At 38.1% G+C, this 15,483-nt stretch carries 17 protein-coding genes and 1 pseudogene; 1 reads left to right on the top strand and 17 read right to left on the bottom strand.

The annotated features are described in order from the left end of the window. Nucleotides 1–102: 102 nt before the first annotated feature. From WG954_RS15020 to WG954_RS15000, 5 genes and pseudogenes are all read right to left on the bottom strand, one after another. Nucleotides 103–825 (bottom strand): alpha/beta fold hydrolase, encoded by a 723-nt coding sequence (locus WG954_RS15020; RefSeq protein WP_340437493.1) that lies wholly within the window; start codon nucleotides 823–825, stop codon nucleotides 103–105. A gap of 72 nt (nucleotides 826–897) precedes the next feature. Next, a complete protein-coding gene (locus WG954_RS15015) occupies nucleotides 898–1,743 on the bottom strand; it encodes a bifunctional helix-turn-helix domain-containing protein/methylated-DNA--[protein]-cysteine S-methyltransferase (protein ID WP_340437492.1) in 846 nt (281 codons plus the stop codon). Nucleotides 1,744–1,899: 156 nt separating this feature from the next. Further along, nucleotides 1,900–2,103, bottom strand: coding sequence for a heavy-metal-associated domain-containing protein (locus WG954_RS15010; protein WP_340437491.1), 204 nt, complete (start codon nucleotides 2,101–2,103; stop codon nucleotides 1,900–1,902). A gap of 108 nt (nucleotides 2,104–2,211) precedes the next feature. Then, nucleotides 2,212–2,531 (bottom strand): annotated as a pseudogene (locus WG954_RS21645) (DUF1330 domain-containing protein). Nucleotides 2,532–2,636: 105 nt separating this feature from the next. Next, nucleotides 2,637–3,701 carry a flavin reductase family protein gene (locus WG954_RS15000; RefSeq protein ID WP_340437489.1) on the bottom strand — a complete coding sequence of 355 codons (1,065 nt, stop codon included), beginning with the start codon at nucleotides 3,699–3,701 and terminating at the stop codon, nucleotides 2,637–2,639. Between the two features lie 174 nt (nucleotides 3,702–3,875). Here WG954_RS15000 and WG954_RS14995 point away from each other — a divergent pair, with 174 nt between their 5' ends. After that, entirely contained in the window at nucleotides 3,876–4,763 is an 888-nt protein-coding gene (locus tag WG954_RS14995; protein WP_340437488.1) for a carbohydrate kinase family protein, read from the top strand. A gap of 283 nt (nucleotides 4,764–5,046) precedes the next feature. Here the strand turns inward: WG954_RS14995 and WG954_RS14990 are convergent, their stop codons facing one another. The 12 genes from WG954_RS14990 to WG954_RS14935 form a co-directional block, all read right to left on the bottom strand. Next, entirely contained in the window at nucleotides 5,047–5,673 is a 627-nt protein-coding gene (locus WG954_RS14990; protein ID WP_340437487.1) for an isochorismatase family protein, read from the bottom strand. Between the two features lie 158 nt (nucleotides 5,674–5,831). After that, entirely contained in the window at nucleotides 5,832–6,410 is a 579-nt protein-coding gene (locus WG954_RS14985; RefSeq protein ID WP_340437486.1) for a Crp/Fnr family transcriptional regulator, read from the bottom strand. Between the two features lie 122 nt (nucleotides 6,411–6,532). Continuing rightward, on the bottom strand, nucleotides 6,533–7,087 hold the full coding sequence (locus WG954_RS14980) for an outer membrane beta-barrel protein (protein ID WP_340437485.1): 555 nt from the start codon (nucleotides 7,085–7,087) through the stop codon (nucleotides 6,533–6,535). A 115-nt stretch (nucleotides 7,088–7,202) separates the two neighbouring features. Further along, nucleotides 7,203–7,631 carry a carboxymuconolactone decarboxylase family protein gene (locus WG954_RS14975; protein WP_340437484.1) on the bottom strand — a complete coding sequence of 143 codons (429 nt, stop codon included), beginning with the start codon at nucleotides 7,629–7,631 and terminating at the stop codon, nucleotides 7,203–7,205. 10 nt (nucleotides 7,632–7,641) lie between these two features. After that, a complete protein-coding gene (locus WG954_RS14970) occupies nucleotides 7,642–8,085 on the bottom strand; it encodes a DoxX family protein (protein WP_340437483.1) in 444 nt (147 codons plus the stop codon). Between the two features lie 31 nt (nucleotides 8,086–8,116). Beyond that, on the bottom strand, nucleotides 8,117–9,070 hold the full coding sequence (locus WG954_RS14965) for a DMT family transporter (protein WP_340437482.1): 954 nt from the start codon (nucleotides 9,068–9,070) through the stop codon (nucleotides 8,117–8,119). Between the two features lies 1 nt (nucleotide 9,071). Further along, nucleotides 9,072–9,305 carry a heavy-metal-associated domain-containing protein gene (locus tag WG954_RS14960; RefSeq protein ID WP_340437481.1) on the bottom strand — a complete coding sequence of 78 codons (234 nt, stop codon included), beginning with the start codon at nucleotides 9,303–9,305 and terminating at the stop codon, nucleotides 9,072–9,074. Nucleotides 9,306–9,551: 246 nt separating this feature from the next. Beyond that, nucleotides 9,552–10,940 (bottom strand): MFS transporter, encoded by a 1,389-nt coding sequence (locus WG954_RS14955; RefSeq protein ID WP_340437480.1) that lies wholly within the window; start codon nucleotides 10,938–10,940, stop codon nucleotides 9,552–9,554. A 328-nt stretch (nucleotides 10,941–11,268) separates the two neighbouring features. Continuing rightward, entirely contained in the window at nucleotides 11,269–11,979 is a 711-nt protein-coding gene (locus tag WG954_RS14950) for a uracil-DNA glycosylase family protein (RefSeq protein WP_340437479.1), read from the bottom strand. An 11-nt stretch (nucleotides 11,980–11,990) separates the two neighbouring features. Then, the gene (locus WG954_RS14945) at nucleotides 11,991–13,340 is read right to left on the bottom strand and encodes a phospholipase effector Tle1 domain-containing protein (protein ID WP_340437478.1); all 1,350 of its coding nucleotides are present in this window, start codon (nucleotides 13,338–13,340) and stop codon (nucleotides 11,991–11,993) included. Nucleotides 13,341–13,675: 335 nt separating this feature from the next. Further along, a complete protein-coding gene (locus WG954_RS14940) occupies nucleotides 13,676–14,128 on the bottom strand; it encodes a hypothetical protein (RefSeq protein WP_340437477.1) in 453 nt (150 codons plus the stop codon). A 7-nt stretch (nucleotides 14,129–14,135) separates the two neighbouring features. Beyond that, nucleotides 14,136–15,482, bottom strand: a complete 1,347-nt coding sequence (locus tag WG954_RS14935; RefSeq protein WP_340437476.1) for a TolC family protein — start codon at nucleotides 15,480–15,482, stop codon at nucleotides 14,136–14,138. Nucleotide 15,483 lies beyond the last annotated feature (1 nt).

Raw genomic sequence — 15,483 nt, 5'->3', positions numbered from 1 at the left:
TTATCGTAATAAATATTCGCATGCAAAAGGGACAGTAAATAGAAAGTCATTCATTTGATCCGCTTTCTTTTTGCTGTTTATTCCATTTTTGAGCATTGACTGTTAAAACGAAGCTATCTCCATAAACAAATCACAAAGCTCTTTCGGCCTACTAAAAAATGGGGAGTGGCTGGTATGCATCCGGTAAACTTTTTCGCAAACAGTTTCATTGTACATTTTCTGTTGAATAAATGGCGTAACAGCCCGGTCGTCGGTACATTCAATATAAAATCTGCGTACTGAACCGAAATTTGCTTCAGTTAATTGCAAAGGCGTGATGCCTGATTCTACCGGCTCGTGACTTAACAAGAGTTTAGCCAACTCTGTAATAGAATCATCACAATCGTGGTAAAGACCTTCTTTATAAATTTCCGTTTGCAATGTGTGCGCATTCAATTCCGGATGCCTGGTAACGTATGGCTTCAATACACCATTTACATCTAATGCAGAATACTCTGCCTGTGTTTTCCCGTTTGGTATTAAATACGCTGCGAGGTAAATCAATTTTTCAATTTTTTGAGGACGATATTCTGCAGCCTGCGAAATAACAATTCCGTTTTTACTATGACCAACAAGAATAACTTTTCCTTCAATACTGTCTATTAAATCGCAAACACCTTGTACAGTTGAGTGAAGCTTCACCTTGCTGATGGGCGTTTTATCTCTACCCATACCCGGCAAATCAATTGCATATACTTTATGCCCCAGCTTTTCCAAAATGGGAATTACTTTGTGCCAGTTCCACGAGCTATGCCATGAGCCGTGTATTAAGATAAATGTTTTCATTTTTTTATTCTTGTCTTATTCAACACAAAGTTGAATAATCTGTAAAAAACAGAAAACCCGAAACTTGCGCAATTACTGTGGATGTGTTTTCGCTCCTTCCCAACCAATGATGGCCGTTTTTCTTGTTGTACCCCACATATATCCTCCTGTTACACCGGAAGATTGAATAACACGATGACAGGGAATTAAAAATGCTACAGGGTTACTGCCAATTGCAGTACCTACAGCCCTTGAAGCATTTGGGTTTTCTATTATATCAGCAATTGCTCCATAGGTCGTAAGCTTTCCCATTGGAACTTTCAACAATGTTTGCCAAACTTTTAGTTGAAAGTCGGTTGCTTTTAAGTGCAGTTTTATTTGATTGAGTTTTGTCCAATCCTGCGTGAAGATGTATAAAGCGTTTTGCTGAATGAGATCAACCATTTGTCTCAAACGGGCATTCGGGAAATGATTTCGCAGTGCATCAAATGCAAGATGTTCATCGTCGGCAAAAGCCATATAACAAATGCCTTTCTGTGTTGATGCTACGATGATATTTCCGAAAGGACTTTCTGCAAAACTGTAGTTGATATCAAGATTTTTACCTCCATTTTTATACTCGGCCGGAGTCATCCCTTCTATATTTATAAACAGATCATGCAATCTTCCTGTGCCTGAAAGACCTGTTTCGTAAGCCGCATCAAACAACGTGGCCTGGTTCTCTTTTAATAGTTCCTTTGCATATTCTAATGTTGTGTACTGCAAAAATTTCTTAGGACTTGTGCCGGCCCACTCGCTGAACAGCCTTTGAAAATGAAACGGGCTTAAATGCACCTTCTTTGCAACTTCATCAAGATTGGGCTGCTCCCTGAAATTTGCCTTGATGTACTCAATTGCTTCTGCAATTCGTTTGTATGTCACCGGTTGTTGCTCCTTCATTTCACTGTAATTTCTTACTGTAAATGTCGAGAGAAGTTTGGCATCATCAAACCCGAAACTTGCTGAAAATTTGCCGGCATCCTGCGTATTTCAATATTCCCTCTTACCAGCGACTGTACCCCTGTCGATCGTCTGATACAATTGGTAACAGTACTATCACCTAACTACTTTATAACCCATTTTTTCGATAGCTGATATAATGCTATCGTTTGAATTTAAAGATTCATCAAGACTAATTATTGCTTTGCCCGGCTCCACATCATGGATTGTAACTCCTTGCTGTTTTGAGAGAACAGTTTTAATAACATTTACACAGTGTTCACCATGCATTCCATTGATAATATGTGTATACTTTTTCATACCACTATTTTTATTGCTCGCTTATGCAATCCTTTTAACTGTTTACTTTCGAAGATTTAAGATTTTGGATTCAGACCCTGGATTCAAATATCAGTTCCTCCACTAATTTCAGAGTCCTTCTACTATAATCCCGTCGAACTTTCCCGAAGACTGTCGCAAATTTTTCAACTCTTTATACTCTTCCGAATCATACCATCGATTGGCTTCCTCAAAGCTCGGAAACTCAATCATTACTAAAAACGAGGCCGCCAATTCCCTTCAACCACTCTTATACGTTCACTGGCAACTGAATATTTACCTCCAAATGCACTTACAACCGGAAAAACTTTCTCTTTATATTCTTCCAGTTTTGAGTAATCTGCAATGTCAATGTTATCAAAGAGGCAAAATGCCCTGCCTGTTTGATTTGTGCGTGTTTCTTCGTTCATTTTTTTACGTTTTAATATTTACAAATTCTATCAATTATTCTGATTCAAAATTATTCTATACAGATACTGTTGTTATTATACTATAGCCCATAAAGTTTATATTTTTCAGATAGATTCATTTACTTCAACTGTAACATTGCTATCCAATGGATGACTCTGGCAAAGCAAAATGTAGCCTTTGGCTATTTGGTCGGCTTGTAATGCATAATTCTGTTTCATATGCACATTACCGGAAGTGAGTTTCGCAATACACATTCCACAGGTTCCGTTTTTGCAGGAATATTGCACAGGGACATGATCTTCCAAGGCTGCGTCAAGAATTGTTTTCTCTGGTGCTATCTCCAGTAAATTGGTTCGCTCATAGTGATGAAGTAACACTTCCTGCATTATTTGTGGCAGACTAATTGAAATTTTTTCAGATTTAGGAAAAAAGCTTTCCTTATGAAATTGATTAACAGGAATACCAAGACCGTCAGCTACTTCTGATGCCAAATTTTGTAACCCTTCCGGACCACAAACAAAATATTGAGCAGACAGGTACTGCTCACCTAAGTATTGTTTGATGATCTTTTTTAAACGGATGCGAGTGAGACGGCCTTCAATAATTTCAGTCCACCTTGAATTACTGATTCCGGTACGATCTGTAAAAACCTTTACAATTCTCAGACGATGAGAAAATGATCGCTGCATATAAGTTAATGCATCTGCAAAAATTACATCTTCTTCGTTTTTGTTGGAGTAGATCAGTAAAATATTGGTTGCAGATGATATCAATAGATATTTTAAAATTGAATAAAGCGGAGAAATGCCACTACCACCTGCTATCAATACAATCCACCTGCTGTTTTTATCTTCGTTTGTAACATGAAATAAACCATGCGGCCCGTCGATTCCCCATTCTGTGATCTCCTCGGCATACCCTACAATATAATTACTCATTATTCCTCCTGCCACAGCTTTTACAGTTATTGCCGGATATTTTTCCTCGCCGGGAGCACTGCTTAATGAATATGAGCGGGTAAAGCTTTCTCCATTAATCGATAACGTAAGATTTATAAATTGCCCTGCCTTGAAAGAGAAATCAATGCCTTGGGTGTCGAAAAATATGGTAACCGACTGTGATGTTTCCCTGATAATACCAGCTGTTTTCCAGGAATAATGTTGCTTCACTTTTTTAAACAAATCTATTAGTCTAAGGAGACTGTCCCTTTGCACTATCACGGCCATTTTGTATAAAATTTCCGCTCAATTGAGTCAATGGTGACTGCCTGTAATTATTTAAACAGCAGCAGTGAAGAATCAGAAATAAAAGATATTTGCAATTTTTATACTAAAATTTGATTAATGAATCAACATGTAGCTGTTTTGGGAGGTACAACGTTTGATCATGTTGTGTACTTGTCCAACTTTCCACAACCAATTCCGCAAACCATACACAAAGCACCCTTCAACGAAGGTGTAGGATCTACGGGGAGCGGCAAAGCACTGGCGTTAACCAAACTGGGTTTATCCAACACGTTGTATTCTGTTGTTGGAAATGATGAGTATGGGGCAAAAATCAAACTCTTCCTGAAAGAACAAGGAGTAGAAACCTTTTTTGATACAGACCCGGCAGGAACTGAACGTCATATTAATATTATGGATGCAAACGGCGGAAGGATATCCATGTTCATTAAACAATCGTCAGAAATTATTGAGCACAATACAACTGTTATTGAGAAATTGCTCGAACGTTCCACCTTGATTGTACTGAATATTATTTCTTATTGCCGGCATTTGATTCCACTAATAAAAAAACATAACAAACCGGTGTGGACAGACTTGCATGATTACGATGGAAAAAATATGTATCATGAAGACTTTATTGATGCAGCTCAATTCATCCACTTAAGTTCTGATAATTTGCCTGACTATAAAAACACTATGCAGCAATTGATGAACAGGGGTAAAGAATTAGTGATTTGCACCCACGGAAAGCAAGGCGCCAGCCTGCTCACCAAAAATGGCGAATGGCTGGAGCAGCCTGCTTTACAAAACGTTCCGATAACAGATAGTAATGGCGCCGGTGATAGTTTTTTTTCCGGTTTCCTGTATGCCTATCTCCAAAACTTCTCACTACAAAAATGTTTGCAATATGGAGCGGTGTGCGGAGCTATGGCAGTTACTTCTCCTACCTTGGTGTTTGAAAGTTTATGCCCGGGATTTATTGACAATAAAATAAATGAACTATAGTTTTTAAAAAAAAATCATTAGTTGGTAATAGCCGTAAAGATTCATTAAGCCTTTCTTAATTCATCAGCAATATAAATTTCAATTACACTACCGATATAACTCTTCTCCACAACTGCAATAGCAACTATTTTGATGTAAGGATATTAATCCCGTTTTTCAGTTTAACAGTATTATTATCTTGTTCACAGTTAAGCAAATTCAAATTTAACCTAATAAAAAAGCCGGGAAGAACCCCGGCTTTTCATCAACCAAAACCACTCATGAAAACTAAACAACTACGTCTTTACTTTTTATTGAGTAAAGCATGGAATGTATATCTCCAGGGAGAACCATCCAATGCAGCATAAACTTCATTTGCCACAGGTCTTGCATTATCATAAATCATTTGACAAAATGCTGTGTAAGACGAGCTGATAACCACACCGCCCTGCTTCAGATATTCCCATGCAGAACGATCCAGCAAGTCGTTATACGTGCCGGCAAGATCCATCAGGGCATGTACATCATAACCTTCAGCAGTTAAGGATACCGCCGGAAATGCAAGACATACATTGGTAGTTACAGCACCGATCAGGATTTTTTTACGCCCTGTTGCTTCAATCGCCTTTCTTACTTCGGGATCATCCCATGCATTAATGATACTGCGGCTGATAACTTTTACGTCAGGTACAATGGCGGTAACATCGGGAATAAAAGGACCCCAGATATTGGGTGTTACCTCCGTTAAAATAACCGGTATGCCTAATACTTTAGCTGCCTTTACAGCACCCACAAGACTATCTCTTAACAAATGCGGGTCAGTAGTACCAACACCAGCCATTAAACCTGACTGATGATCTACCAATAACAATACGGAATTTTCCGGTGTAACAGGATCTGCTACTTTTTGAAAAATTGACTTCTGTTCCATTCTTTTTATTTTTTAAACTTTAATTAAACCGTCAACACTTTAAAGATTGCAATCTGTTTTATTTGACGATGTAAAATTGCTCAGAAACAAAAACTTGTACAATGAAACAGTTTAAGATTTTTACTTAACCAAGTTTAAGAAAACAAAATACCAATGTATTATTTATGTGCGCTTACTTTGCTGAGAAACTCAGGAGTAATTCCAAGATAAGAGGCAATCATATAACGGGGTACCCGTTGTTCCAGTTGAGGATATCGCTTTTGAAAATTGCGATACCGGTCCAATGCCGGTAAAGAAAAATTCTGCTGAATACGGTCGTAATTATTAATGATGGCATTACGGTAAATAAGCATAAAATATTTATGCAGTTTTGGTAAATCCATCAACAGTGCATCTAATGCCTGGCGGGTAATGCATATTACTTCACTATCTTCCAGTGCTTCTATAAACTGACGGGAAGGAACGTTGTTTGTAAAACTATTCAGATCAGTAATCCAGTAATCTTCCATAGCAAAACGTAACAGGTACTCCTTGCCTTTGTCATCTACATAATATGCACGGAAACATCCTTTCACCACAAAGTTTTCACTGCGGCAGTGCTCTCCTTCTGATACAAGAAAATGACGTTTCCTGATTTTTCTTGTAGTTAAATATCCTGCAATAAGTTGCTCATCTTCTTCCTGCAGCGGAACATAAGCAGATATGTGGCGGAAAATATTTGAATATAACTCACTCATAAACGAATCGTGATTTAAATATTGGGCAACAACAGTATTGGTAAATTACAAAATTATCAGCAAGCTTCTAAAACAGATAGCCTCCGAAGAGGCTATTTTATCAAATTATGAGGTTGGAATATTTATTTTGAATTAAAGGCATAGGCAACACGCAAACCAAAGAAGTTGGCCTGGCTGCCATTATCATAGAATTTGGAATTGCTTTCAAAACGGATGCCTGCATCCAGGTAATTTCTTTTACCTAAAGGAATGAGATAACCTAATTGAGGAGCATATACGAAAGAAGCAGATCTATCAGCCTGGTTCTTGTCCTTGCTGGTAAGAAAAGATACACCTGCTTCACCCTGAATATAAAAATTCTTAGCAGGGAAATACTTTAAACCTGCTTTTACAGGAATCATCTGTACATCACCTTTAACACCACTCTCAGTAAAGAAATTATTGAATCCTGTATTAGCTGTAATAAACAACACTCTTTTGGCTACATTAAAATCAGCCTGAATAGAACCACCCAGGTTCCATTGTACAGGGGTATTAAACTTACCCACAGGAACTCCTGCCTCAGCACCAATACTCCAGCGAACACCTTTGGCACTTGTTTTTTTTGACTGTGCGTTTACGCTGGCACTAAAAATAATAATTGCAATTGCTGTTGTAATCGTAAATAATTGTTTCATTGTTCTTAATTTTTAAATGTTACTCATAATTTGAAGTTCATCTGTTTTGTACATTTTTTAAATATTTCTGATAACCCTTTTGTAACACAGCTTAAGAAAGCAGGGTAAAAAGGCATTATAAATCTGTAGATATTGCTATCCTGTTCCAGGCATTAATGGTTATGATTGTCATAATCAATTGTGCCAGGTAATTTTCTCCAAATAATTCTTTTGCTCTGGCAAGCAACTTTGCCGGTATTCGCTTCTTGTGAATGAGCGTAATGATTTCTGTAAGTGCAAGAATTACTTTCTCCTCGCCCGAAAATAAATCTGAATCCCGCCCCACTGCCAGCATGTGGAGCCTTTGTTCATCTTCACCTATTTTTTTTGCTTCCTTAATATGCATATCCAGGCAAAAAGCACAACCGTTTATTTGCGAGGCTCTGACTTTTATCAGTTCCTTATGAACAAGAGATACAGTTGTTGCCGCCACATATTCTTCAAGACTCAGCATTGCTTTGATGGCTGCGGGTTCTGCTTTATTCAGTTTTATTTTTTCGCTCATAAAATTTAATTTAAGCGGCAGCAATTTTTCTGTCAAATGAAAAACGCCCAGCCCCGTTTAATAAGGTTATTACAGATAAAGTAATTATGGCAATATGAAATTCAAATCCCTCTCCTTTTAAAATACCATCCCAATTCATAAACCAGCCGTGGGGCAAATGAACTTTTAGTATAGCGCCAATCATTAATGGAATCATCATAATCGACCAAAACCTTGTAGCAAATCCGGCGATTAAAGAAATGGCGCCAATAAATTCTGTAATAATGATAAAGGCTCCAAGCAGCCAGGGTATATGCATGGTTTCAGTAAACCATCCCATAGTGCCTTTAAATCCATATCCACCAAGTAAGCCAAAAGCTTTTTGCAAACCGTGTGGCAGTATGAGTAAACCCAACGCCACTCTTGTTATAAAACCAGTCCAGTGATTGCCTGTGTAAAAAAATTGTTGTTTCATTATTTTACTTTTTTTATTATAAGTTATTTCGCTATAATATTTTCTTAGTGATTACAGTTAATAACGGCGAAACATCATTCGTCTTTGAAACAATCACTGGTACTTTTACTACAGTACGTGCTGAGTGATTAGCCGAACGGATTACCAATGTGAGTCCGGTGATTATAAAAATCAATCCTATCAACAATCCGATTGTAACCGGCTCCTTCAAGAAAACAGCCGACCATAGAATTCCAAAAAAAGGAACCAGTATTGTTACCATTGAAGTATTTACAGATCCCATACTGCTCACGAGTTTAAAGTAAATGATAAAGGCCAGTGCTGTGCAAACAATACCCAGAATAAGAAGCGGAGTAAATACAGGTAAAGAGAATGTTTGTGCGTTTGTTCCGGCAAACATAAAAGGCAGTACTAAAGCAGCAGCACCCATCATTTGACCGGAGGCAGTTTGCATCGGCTTGCTTCCTGTAAATTTTATGCGTGTAAATACATTAGCAACGCCATAGCTTACTGATGCAAGAATAGAAGCTAATACAGCAATCATTGCTTTGCCATTAACAACAACAGGATTCCATCCCACCAGTATTACAATTCCGGCAATACCCAACAGCAGACCGGTAATTTTTGCAACACTAAGTTTTTCTTTCAGCCATATTCTTGCAATCAGTAATGTAAACAAAGGTGTGGTTGCATTTAAAACAGAACCCATTGAAGCATTTAACTGCATGACAGAAAATACGACCAGCAGATTGGGCAACACCATATTTAAAGCGCCTAATAATAAGTATTGCCACCAATACTTTTTAAAAGAAGGAAATTGTCCGTAAACCAATGACAGAACAGAAAGGAATAAGGCAGCAATAAGCACCCTTGTACCCATTGTTAACGATACACCGATAACCGGCGCTACTATTCTGATAAAAAGGTACGAACTGCCCCAGATAGCAGCTAAAAGCAGCATATTGAAAATGTCTCTCAGTTTCATATTAATAGATTGAATAAATTCTTTCAATACTTTTAGCTTCAAACCCTGCCTTCTGTATAGCAGCTCTTATCTCAGGCTCATTCAAAGCTCCGGGCGAAAAAACAGTTAAAAGACCATCATCGCTTTCCAAATCCAATTGCCAGTTAGAAGAACCAATAAGTTGATTTAAAAGCAAAGAAACTTTTCCTGCGGCTGATTCATTTTTAATTTCAGTTTTATATGTAATGAGTTCCATAATGGTGAAATTGCAAGTCAAAATTGAATTCATTAGAAGCGATGAGCAATAAACTATCTTAAGTTTTCTTCTTAATCCTGATTAAGTTTTTAGCGGATAAGCATCGTTTCATTCATAACATAAAAATACCATCGCCTTTACCGGGTGTTGTTATACTATAAACTATGAGTTGTATATTTTATACATGCCATAAAATAGAAAAGCCCTGCTTTGAAATGCAGGGCTTTGAAATAAGACTTGTAACAATTATTTTGAATGTTTGATTTTAAACACAGCAATCAATACACTAACAGCTCCTATTACAGCAGCACTGATAAATGCAATTTGAAATCCATTGTTTAATGCTTCTGTGTCAGTTACTCCGGCAGTAATTCCTGATTTTGTTACAGCTGCAGCAATTACTGCAATAACAGCAAGTCCAATTGCTGAACCAATCTGGTAACTGGTATTAACAATACCTGAAGCAAGACCTGTTTCTTCCGGTTTAGCGCCCGACATTGAAGCCATTGTACCGGGTATATATGCAAGTGACATACCTAATGCACCCAATAATGAAGCAGGCAACACATTCACCCAATAAGTGCCATTGGTTGGTACCAACGCAAAGAGAACTAGTGAAGCCGTTAATGAAATTAAACCCGCAACGAGATTTCGTTTAAATCCAAACTTAGCAACAAGCTTACCTGTAAGCCCAACCATTACAATCATGATCACAATAGTCATAGGTAACAAAGCCAGTCCGCTGTTAAATGCATTTAACTTAAGTATCTGTTGTAAATAAAGATTCAGAAAGAACCAAAGCGGTATCCAGGCGGCTGCCATTAACGCCATTACAATATTACCTGCTGCAAGATTAGGCACCTTGAAAATCTGTAGCGGAAGTAAAGGATCCTGTTTACGTTTTTGTAAACTAATAAATACAACAAACAGCATAACGGCTACCGCCAGCAAGCCAATTGTTTGAATTGAAAACCAACCGGCCGATTCTGCAGTAACAATTGTATAAACCAACAGAATTAATGAAACTGTAGCAAGTATTGCACCGGCCCAATCGACTTTGCCAATTGATTTACGTCCTGCAACAAGATATTGTTTGCTGAATGCAAGTACGATGAGTGCAATAGGTATGTTGATGTAAAACACCCAACGCCAATCGAGCCACTCTGTAATAACCCCGCCCAGAAAAACCCCGGCTGAACCACCTGCTGCTGCCGATGCTCCCCAGAAACCAAATGCTTTACCCAACTCTTGCGGATCGGTAAAGGTTGACATTAATAAAGTCATTGCAGCAGGAGCAATTAAGGCAGAACCTAAGCCCTGTAGTGCACGACTAGTGTTTAATACTTCAGGTGACCAGGCTGCACCTGCAAAGAATGAAGCTGCAGCAAGAATTGCAAATCCCCACATAAAAATTTTACGTGCACCAAATAAATCGGAAAGACGACCGCCTAATAATAAAATACCGCCGAAGAGAATTACATACGCATTAAAGATCCATTGTAAGCCACTTTGTGTGTAACCCAGTTCCGTTTTAATAGCAGGTAATGCTACGCCAATGATCGATGTATCCATGATTACCATGAATTGTGCAGCACATAACAAGGCAAGTGCTGTCCATCTCTTTTCATGTTTCATTGTTGAAATGTTTAATGTTGTTTGCATAAAAATTTATTTGAGTACGAAAATAAATTCATGCGAAGGCTTCACTGTTATACTAAACAGAGTGGATTGTATATAATTTGTGCTTACTGAATCAGCTCAATTTTCAGGAATGGTAACAGGTATAAACCACATTCTGATATCATGAATTTCTATTGCAAGGGATATCTGCTCGTTTATTTCTCAGCTGCAAACTGATATTAATTCAGGCTCAGATTTTTTTATCCATGCAGAAGCAGTCTCCGGATTAACAAAGTACTGCTCATGAGTTTTGCTGAAGAAGGTTTGATAGAGGAGCGTTTTTTCAATCTGGGAACAACCCTTTTAGTTGCTTAAATGTTGAAATATAATTATTGATATAAAACTGTTTATTTTTTGACTGGTATTGCATTATGTATCTTGGATGCTCTAATGATATTATTTTTCTGAAAAATTTTTTCTCACCATTCAGTTTCCTTAAAAACTTTTCATTCTTCCCCGTTCCAAAACAAAACACCAGATCGGTATTAACTCCCAGCGAAATTTGCTGTTCAATACTTTTGATAATAAAATCATGCATTGTGGTTAACAATTCTTTACTGTCGTAATAATTGTAATTAACTACCGTCCCCCTTTCAGTTGTGGCGGTGAAACCCAGCGGGCAAACCGAGTTAATATAAAAACGTTTGTAAAAAGAATCAGCACCACCAAAGGCCTCTATTACTTCATAAACAAATACAGAAGAAGGTTCGTGTTTTAATTCACCCTTAAATGATAATCCGCATTTGTCAACAGCCCGTTTGGGATCTGTAAACGGTATACCGGTAATACCGGCACCGAATCTCCCGGGGTTAATGCCTAAAATCAAATGTCTAGAATTATAATCGCTATAATATTTCTTATAAAATTCAGAAGAAACAGAAAAGGCATTTTTATTCTCTTTGAAAGGATTCATGATACTGATTCCCTTTGGTAAGATTTCTGAAAAATTAAGTTGTCTATTGAATGCGATTATTTTATCAGCAAAAGTTTTCATATGCATTTGTTTTAAACATACCAGCCTTTTGCATGCGTTTGTTTACACCTTCTTCCAATTCTATGGGCAACACCGAGAAAGCTTTCAATTTTTTCACCATTGCCCATATGTGCTTTTAGCCCAGCCGTCGTTTGCACAGAATTTTCTACTGCTTGGTTTTTTGCGCTTTTATCATCTACTATTTTAATACAAGGGCAAATTATATCGGTACGAAACCTGATTCTTTCCTTTCCGTTAACTGTATCTTTTTTAAAGCAATTTTTAAATGGTTCCCATTCGTACCAATCCGCTCGTTTCGAACCGTCTTTTCTACTTTTAAATTTAAAATACTGTATTGTTCCCGAATCCAACCGGTCTATTACCGATCGATGCAGCATCAGGCGGTGATTATTCCAGCTCGTATTCATCTGTTTCCAATATTTATCTATGGCCCGTAACGTGTCACCGGGAGAGGTTTTACGGAGATGCCATTTTCTACGCATGTCATTCACCTCGCCATAAATATTTGTCTGAAAAACAGTGTCTCTAAAAATATTATAGGGTTTAAATGCAGCCAACATCCATTTTAAAGAAATGCCACTTAACTGGTCTCTTCTCTTATTTTTAATACCGCCACCTACATCTTTATGGCTTCCATTAAACCAAACTTCTTCCACTATTGAATCAAGATGCTGATGAGGCCCCAATTCAACTTCCTTATGTGTAGCTAAAATGGGTGTGTAATTAAATGCACGGTTATCGTCAAGCGATAATGCGTGAAAAATTTTTTTCACATTGTACACTTGATTCAGGTGGTGTGGAATAGGTGTGCAGGTTTCAAATTCGTCGTTAATGGCAAAAGCTTCTACGGTATCCCATAAGCCCATTACATCTATCATCGTTTTTCCGCTGGTATCATAAGCAATCGATTGCCCGGGGTGATCGACTTCCCACTGGTTCATATGGCTTGCCAATGTTTGCTTCTTAACAGCTGTCGTTGTGGAACAATACAGCTCATAAAGTTGCAGCAGTAATGTTTGCTTTTCCTTTTCTTCTTTTATTTGCCTGAGATCAATAAGGCCAATGGTATAAATGAGGCCCGATAGTATGCGGCATTGGTTAGCACCCCTGCTGAAACCAACCAAACAGATTGAATCACCTTGCCTGTAATTTTCAGTAAGGAAACGATAAGCTCTCATCACCCGTTCATTTGTGGTGAGGGCATACATTCCATCCTTCACCCTGTTGCCTGCACCCACGCCTTCAATGTAAAGTTTCTTAACAGTAGTGTCGGCCAGGTAAAAAGCTTTCAACACATTTGTATTCCTGCGGGCATCCTGATGAATTTTGCCTCTCGTACCATCCATAAAAACAGCGATCATGTGCGGCCGGTTCGTCACCTGCCTGGAAGAATGATCAAATGGCAAGGTTCTTATTCCACGACATGCCGCCAGCAGTGAACTAACAAAAAAACACAAGGTGAATAATCGCAACATTAAACAGAAATTAGTAGTGGTAATTTACAAACTTCAGTTCAAAGAAACTCATGAAAAGATGATGTTGCTATATTAATTGCTAGTGTTTGTATATACCTTGAGAATGATAGCAGCATATCTATATAACAGGTTTCTATACCCCGAAAATCAGTAAGCCTTCCGCATTTAGCAGGCTTACTGATTTATTATATTAAACGGTCTTATTTATCATTCTTCATTCATTAGTTTGCCGACACATATTTTTTTATCCATGCAAGAGCCATATCCGATTCTGTAAAATAATGTTCGTGCTCATTTCCAAAGCGGGTTTGATAGTCGAGCATTTTTTCTGCATTGTGATGAACATTTGCCATCGCAATGCACCTGATACCTCTTGTTTGTTTTAATTCAATATTGGCCTCAGGAAACATATCAAGGTAACCTATACGGTAGTTGTAATCTGCAAGTAACGCCGGAATAATTGTTCGGAATTGTTTATGCACTTCCATATCTTCAGCCTCAAAGCCATGGAGATCTACCACTATCTTAAACACCGAGTTATCATTCAGATTATCCATAGCACCCAGCAACAAATTGTTCCAATGCCTGATATCTTCAGCATTCAGCTTTCCACTTAATTTGGCTACCAGCATTTGTTGGGATGAGTGCCATTTTACATCTATTATTTTTTCCATAGTCTGTTTAGTCATTTATTAGTTTCAAGATGCCCATATTTTTTTTCAACTCAATTGCCAGAAGCTGGAGGGAATAATACAAACGAGACTCTTCCAGTTTTGCTTTTGTGAGCGCAAGCTCTGCATCATTCAGCTCGAGCCGGTTGCTTAGTCCAGCCCTGTATCGCTCATCAATCATTTTATAATTAACAAGGGCAACATCTACGACTTTCTTTTGCAAGGCCGCCTGTTGTTTTTCATCCTGCAATTTTAGAGTAAGTGCCGTAAGCGCTGTTTCGATTTTTGCATCAAGGTCGGCCGATGCCAATTTCTTTTGTTGAATTGAAATTGAAGTTGCTGCCGATTGATACTTCAACCTGTTGCCTGAGTAAATAGGTACACTCAACCTTAAGCCGGCAAACGATGTGCGTGGTAATCCATAGTAGCGGAAGCGATAATCATCTGCCTGCGACTGCACCTGGTATTGCGCAAAGGCTGATAATTGAGGCTTGTAAAGCGACTTGGTTTTGAGTAACTGAATTTTGCTTTGTTCAATCCCCAGCTTTGCAAGCGCCATATCGGATCTGTTCTGCCGGGCAATTTCTAATAAAGAAGCTGGTACATTCAAATTCAAGCTTTCATCTTCTGCTGAAAGAGTATCTGAAAAAGAAAGATCCATTGTGCTTTCAACACCCATTAATTGCTTTAGTTGTAACAGTGTAATCCGAACCTGGTTATCAAGTGATGCCAGTGATATCTGTATGTTCTGAACCGAAATTGAATGACTGAGCGTATCTGCTTTAAGATTTTTTCCCTGGAGATACAAGTTCTTCGCATCTTTAAGCGCCTGCTCATTACGTATGAGACTTTGCTTAAGTACTTTTTTCTGTTGTTCATAAAACAGGATGGTGAAATAAAGCTGCGATACTTCCAACGCAATCTGTTCTTCGTAAGCACGCATATTTTGTTGTTCTATTTTCTGTTGAAGAACAACTGATTTGATTTCATTTTTCACCACCGGATTTGTAATAGCATAATTCGCTGTTACGTTTGCATCAAAAGCGAGACGACCTCCGTATTTAGTATCATTTACTTTTGGCATTGCCGTTTCATCACGCAGGTAAATAACCGGTCGTTCGGTAAAAACCATATAACTGCTGTTGAACTGTAAAGTGGGAAGCAAATAACTGTTTGCTTCCTTCAGCAATTCTTCTGTACGCTTCAGTTCGATGGCTCGTATCTGCAACTGACGGTTACCAATTGATGTTTTCTGCAGTATCTCTTTCAGGTTCATAACAACTGATTGAGCATTTGCAAGACGAGTTGAAACAAGCAGCGAAACAAGCACAACTCCGTTTATAAAATATTTTTTCATA

The sequence above is a fragment of the Lacibacter sp. H375 genome (assembly GCF_037892425.1).
Classification (GTDB): Bacteria; Bacteroidota; Bacteroidia; order Chitinophagales; family Chitinophagaceae; genus Lacibacter.
Note: the sequence above shows the minus strand (reverse complement) of the source record. Positions and strands in the feature narration are given on the sequence as shown.